This window comes from Blautia faecis, assembly GCF_027662325.1.
In the GTDB taxonomy this organism is placed as follows: domain Bacteria; phylum Bacillota; class Clostridia; order Lachnospirales; family Lachnospiraceae; genus Blautia_A; species Blautia_A faecis.
The window spans coordinates 1-4,697 of sequence record NZ_JAQDKY010000076.1 but is presented as its reverse complement, the minus strand read 5'-3'; the positions used below and the strand labels follow the sequence as shown (position 1 = coordinate 4,697).

Genomic DNA, 4,697 nt, shown 5'->3' with positions numbered 1-4,697 from the left:
CAATCATATGTGAATTGTCAAGGTGCTCCGGCTACTGAAAAGTAGTCGGGGATTTTTCTTACAGAGAATATTTAAATAAATATGATGTAAACAAAGACGCATGAGTGTGGAGTGTGTGATTGAGAAATTTCAGAAAAAGTGAAAATCAGTCAGGGCCCCCTTTGGGGAGTCCCTGACTAAATGTAGCTATTCCTCAAATTCCGCAATCACCACATACCCACTAAGCGGTGCCTTTTCCACACTGACAATGGTTCCTTCCTTTGCCTTGATTCTCTGTGAGTTCGGATAGCAGCCGGACATGGCTACAGCAGGCTCAATGATATAGCTGTAGTTCATGTAGGACTGATATTCCGTGATCTGAATCTTATCTCCCGGTTTCACCAGTCCCGGACGCTCCATTTTAAAACTTTCCTGACGCATGTGAATTCCCTCTTTTCAAAAATTGATTTATATTTTACACTGTACTTAGAGCGTGTTTGAAAAATCATTCCCGCAATCTGCACGCCCCACTTTGCGGGAGATTTCACCCGAATTCGGTTGCCGTAGCCCGCTGCGGCGCCCTCATCCGAGCGAAATCTCCCACAAATTGTAACGCATATCTTGCAGAAAGCCTTTTTTAAACACGCTCTAGCATAGCACAAAACAGAAAAAAAGTCATCTGTCAGAAAATGTGCTGGCGTTCACAAAATCATCATACCCCTGTGTTAAGATACAGGAGAATCGTACAAAAAGGTATAAAAACCATGCGATAAATGAGGTTGACCAAAAAGGGAGGACAAGATATGGATACATTAAAAATCCTTGTAGTGGATGATGAAAGCCGAATGAGAAAGCTTGTAAAAGACTTTTTAACAAAGAAGAATTTTCAGGTGCTGGAAGCAGGAGATGGAGAGGAAGCCATGGATATCTTTTATAAGGAAAAAGATATTGCCCTGATCATCCTGGATGTAATGATGCCAAAGATGGACGGCTGGGAAGTATGCCGTGAGGTGCGCAAGAATTCTAAAGTACCGATCATCATGCTGACAGCAAGAGGAGATGAGCGTGATGAGCTTCTTGGTTTTGACCTGGGTGTGGATGAGTATATTTCCAAGCCATTCAGCCCGAAGATCTTGGTGGCTCGTGTGGAAGCTATCCTTCGCCGTACCGGACAGACCGGAGCGGAAGATGTGCTCAGCGCAGGGGGCATTGTGATTGATAAGGCAGCCCATCTTGCAACAGTCGATGATAAGCCTATGGATCTCAGCTTTAAGGAATTTGAGCTTCTTACTTACTTTTTGGAAAATCAGGGGATTGCTCTTTCCAGGGAAAAAATCCTTAATTCTGTTTGGAATTATGATTATTTCGGAGATGCCAGAACCATTGATACACATGTGAAGAAATTAAGAAGTAAAATGGGTGATAAAGGTGAGTACATCAAGACCGTATGGGGAATGGGCTACAAGTTTGAGGTAGAGTAATGAAGAAAACGAAGAAGCCAAAGAAAATCCGCTCTATAAAGCACCAGATCACATTTACGTTTATAGGTCTTTTATTCCTTTCCATTCTCACGATTTCTGTGATAAACGGAGCATTTCTGGAAAAATATTATGTGTCAAAAAAGACGGAAACCCTTCTGGAAGCAAAGGAAGTATTGAGCCAGATCAATACGGATTCCATGACAGAGGACGATGTGGAAAGTGAGCAGGAGGATTTGTCCTCTGAGATCATTCAGGCAAGTTCCAGGAATAATCTGACCTGGGTGGTTGTCAATGAGGATAATACGAAATATCTGTGCTGGCCGGAGAATGAAGATCAGCTTAGAAGCAAGCTGTTTTTTGGCTATGCCAGTGATCTTGACATGGATAACGGAAAAGGCACAATTCTGAAACAGACGGATAACTGTGTGGTTCAGCAGATACATGATCGTTTCGTGGGCATGGATTATGTAGAGTGCTGGGGAAGGTTTGACAACGGCAATTATTTCCTGATCCGAAGCCCTCTGGAAAGTATCCAGGAAAGTGCAAATATTTCCAATAAGTTTTATTTTTTTGTAGGAATTGTCATTATTGTTATAAGTGGAATGTGTATTATGGCAGTAACCAGAAAGCTGACCAGACCTATTTCCGAACTGACGGAGCTTTCCCGTAAGATGACAGATCTTGATTTTGAGGCAAGATATAAGAGTAAAGCAGGCAATGAGATCGATGTGCTGGGAGATAATTTTAACAAAATGTCCAGCCAGCTGGAGCACACCATTTCCGAGCTGAAATCTGCCAACAATGAACTGCAAAAAGACATTGAGGATAAAGTGAAGATCGACGAAATGCGAAAGGAATTTCTGGACAATGTTTCCCATGAACTGAAAACACCAATCGCTCTTGTACAAGGATACGCAGAGGGACTGAAAGAGAATATCAATGATGATCCTGAAAGCATGGATTTTTACTGTGACGTCATTATTGATGAAGCCTCCAAGATGAACAAGCTGGTAAAGAATCTTCTTACGCTGAATCAGCTGGAATCCGGAAAAGACGCAGCTGTTATGGAGCGTTTTGACCTGACTGCATTGATCAAAGGCGTTCTTTCCACCATGGATATCATGATCAGGCAGAAAGAAGCCCGGGTGATTTTTAATGAGACAGAGCCTCTTTATGTCTGGGCAGATGAGTTTAAGACAGAAGAAGTTGTGACGAATTATGTAAGCAATGCCTTGCATCATCTGGATGGAGAAAAAATTGTGGAGATCAAAGTCCAGAAACAGGAAAACAGAGTGAAAGTAACGGTATTTAATACCGGAACCCCAATCCCGGAAGCCGATCTCCCGAATCTGTGGAACAAGTTCTACAAGGTAGACAAAGCCCGCACCAGAGAGTATGGCGGAAGCGGAATCGGACTTTCTATTGTAAAGGCTATTATGGAAGGTATGAATCAGCAGTACGGTGTTCAGAACTTTGATAACGGGGTGGAATTCTGGTTTACCCTGGATCGGAAATAAAGTAAAAATAGTCAATCTTCAGGCTGGAAATCTGGTGCTTGAAAGAGAAGATAATTGTAATTTTTCATAAAAAAAACAGTGTTAATCTGGAAAGACAATACAAACTAACAAAACAGGCGGCAGCATGGAATTAGCTCTTTGCAACCGCCTGTTTTTGCGTTATACTGTAAGAATATGAAAGTGTATGTTCAGCAATATTGTGCTTTGGGAAGGCAGTATTTGCTGATTAAAAGCATTTATATGATGGCAGAAAATGCTGCACACAATAGACGCAGTATTGACGAAAAACAGACAACAGGAGGAGCCCGAATGATAGCAATAATTGACTATGATGCAGGCAATATAAAAAGTGTGGAAAAAGCTCTTCATTACCTTGGAGAGGAAACTGTAGTTTCCAGAGATCCTCAGGTATTACTGAGTGCAGATAAAGTAATTCTTCCAGGTGTTGGAAGCTTTGGAGATGCCATGAATAATCTGAATAAATTCGGACTTGTTCCTGTGATCCGGGAGCTTACAGAGAAAGAAACTCCATTCCTTGGAATCTGTCTGGGTCTGCAGCTCCTTTTCGAATCCAGTGACGAAACTCCGGGAGTGGAGGGACTTGGAATTTTGAAAGGTAAGATCGTGAAGATTCCCCCGGCCCCTGGACTTAAAATTCCTCACATGGGATGGAATTCTCTTCACCTTCAGAATGATGGCCGCCTGTTTAAAGGAATTCCGGAAGAGACTTACGTCTACTTTGTTCATTCCTACTACCTTCAGGCAAAAGAACCTGAAATCGTGAAGGCGACTGCGCAGTATGGCGTAACTATTCATGCCTCCGTTGAAAAGGACAACATATTTGCCTGCCAGTTCCACCCGGAGAAGAGCAGCAAGTACGGTCTGAAAATACTGGAGAATTTTGCGAAGCTTGGGAAGGAGGCATAATTATGTTTACAAAGCGAATTATTCCCTGTCTGGATGTAAATAATGGACGAGTAGTGAAAGGTGTTAATTTCGTAGACCTGAAGGATGCAGGAGATCCTGTGGAAATTGCGAAAGCATACGACGCAGCAGGAGCAGATGAAGTGATATTTCTTGACATTACAGCCTCCTGTGAACAGCGTGACACAGTAGTAGATATGGTGCGAAAAGTTGCAGCCAACGTATTCATTCCATTTACAGTTGGCGGCGGGATCCGTACTGTAGATGATTTCCGGAAGCTGCTCCGCGAAGGTGCAGACAAGATTTCTGTAAACTCCGCAGCCATTGACCGTCCGGAATTAATCCGTGAGGCAGCAGATAAATTCGGCAGCCAGTGTGTAGTAGTTGCCATTGACGCTAAGCGTCGTCCTGACGGCGGCTGGAACATCTATAAGCATGGCGGTCGTCTGGATACAGGCATTGATGCCATTGAGTGGGCGAAGAAAGCAGAAGCCCTTGGTGCAGGAGAAATCCTCCTTACCAGCATGGACTGTGATGGTACCAAGGCTGGCTACGACATCCCATTAACCCGCGCAGTATCTGATGCCGTATCCATCCCGGTCATCGCTTCCGGTGGTGCCGGTACCCTGGAACACTTCTACGAAGGCCTTACCGACGGCGGTGCCGATGCAGTTCTGGCAGCTTCCCTGTTCCACTATAAAGAACTGGAAATTTCTCAGGTGAAGGATTACCTGGCTGAAAAAGGTGTTCCGGTAAGACGATAGAATATTAAAATTGCTATTTAATGTGTTGGTCG

At 43.5% G+C, this 4,697-nt stretch carries 5 protein-coding genes and 2 pseudogenes; 5 read left to right on the top strand and 2 right to left on the bottom strand.

Annotated elements, in window-relative coordinates; translation table 11 throughout:
• Window positions 1-186: 186 nt before the first annotated feature.
• Complete coding sequence (locus PGQ38_RS18870; protein ID WP_118584275.1) at window positions 187-420, bottom strand: hypothetical protein; 234 nt, start codon at window positions 418-420, stop codon at window positions 187-189.
• A 56-nt stretch (window positions 421-476) separates the two neighbouring features.
• On the opposite strand from PGQ38_RS18870, the pseudogene PGQ38_RS20290 reads away from it, so the two are divergent.
• Window positions 477-557, top strand: a pseudogene (locus PGQ38_RS20290) (DUF6783 domain-containing protein); the annotation flags it as partial.
• On the opposite strand, the pseudogene PGQ38_RS20285 reads toward PGQ38_RS20290, so the two are convergent.
• Window positions 522-641: pseudogene (locus tag PGQ38_RS20285) on the bottom strand (DUF6783 domain-containing protein); the annotation flags it as partial. The pseudogenes PGQ38_RS20290 and PGQ38_RS20285 sit on opposite strands and share 36 nt — an antisense overlap.
• Window positions 642-782: 141 nt before the next feature.
• On the opposite strand from PGQ38_RS20285, the gene PGQ38_RS18865 reads away from it, so the two are divergent.
• From PGQ38_RS18865 to hisF, 4 genes are all read left to right on the top strand, one after another.
• Complete coding sequence (locus PGQ38_RS18865; RefSeq protein WP_118584277.1) at window positions 783-1,460, top strand: response regulator transcription factor; 678 nt, start codon at window positions 783-785, stop codon at window positions 1,458-1,460.
• Window positions 1,460-2,977 (top strand): sensor histidine kinase, encoded by a 1,518-nt coding sequence (locus tag PGQ38_RS18860; protein ID WP_270433101.1) that lies wholly within the window; start codon window positions 1,460-1,462, stop codon window positions 2,975-2,977. Before PGQ38_RS18865 ends, PGQ38_RS18860 begins: the two co-directional genes overlap by 1 nt.
• 309 nt (window positions 2,978-3,286) lie before the next feature.
• Window positions 3,287-3,904: an imidazole glycerol phosphate synthase subunit HisH gene (gene hisH, locus PGQ38_RS18855; RefSeq protein WP_195591202.1), complete on the top strand. Its 618-nt coding sequence runs from the start codon at window positions 3,287-3,289 to the stop codon at window positions 3,902-3,904.
• Between the two features lie 2 nt (window positions 3,905-3,906).
• Complete coding sequence (hisF, locus tag PGQ38_RS18850; RefSeq protein WP_270433097.1) at window positions 3,907-4,665, top strand: imidazole glycerol phosphate synthase subunit HisF; 759 nt, start codon at window positions 3,907-3,909, stop codon at window positions 4,663-4,665.
• Window positions 4,666-4,697: the final 32 nt, after the last annotated feature.